The 337-nt window shown below is 39.8% G+C and carries 1 protein-coding gene; it reads right to left on the bottom strand.

From position 1 onward, the window contains the following. The coding region (locus BRSPCE3_RS35845) for a hypothetical protein (protein WP_244071839.1) at window positions 1–337 on the bottom strand (337 nt) is incomplete at both ends.

Here is a 337-nt window from a genome sequence, read left to right as displayed (position 1 = left end):
TATTCAACCCATTCAAATTTAACAGTTTTATTCACTGGGTCAGGAATAATGCGAACATTACCAATTCGCAAGAAATCACGAATAGTAAGATTACCTATTATTCCATTATCAGATGGGATTGCTCCTATATCCGAAGGTTGAGGAGGGTTACCTCCATCAAATACCTGAACAAGACTTGACCAAGAATTTTTAGTTTTCTGCCATGTACGCGTCCAGCGAGTGGTACGCGCTTCTGGAGTTGTTGGATAAGTAATCCAATCTTGGTAAAGCGAATCAAGTGTGTTACCAAACTGAGTCAGCGTACCAGGAGATTTAACTTCTTCACCACGTTCTAAAT

This window comes from Bradyrhizobium sp. Ce-3 (genome assembly GCF_022835695.1).
In the GTDB taxonomy this organism is placed as follows: domain Bacteria; phylum Pseudomonadota; class Alphaproteobacteria; order Rhizobiales; family Xanthobacteraceae; genus Bradyrhizobium.
The sequence above is the reverse complement of the archived record's forward strand: the minus strand, read 5'-3'. Positions and strand labels throughout refer to the sequence as shown.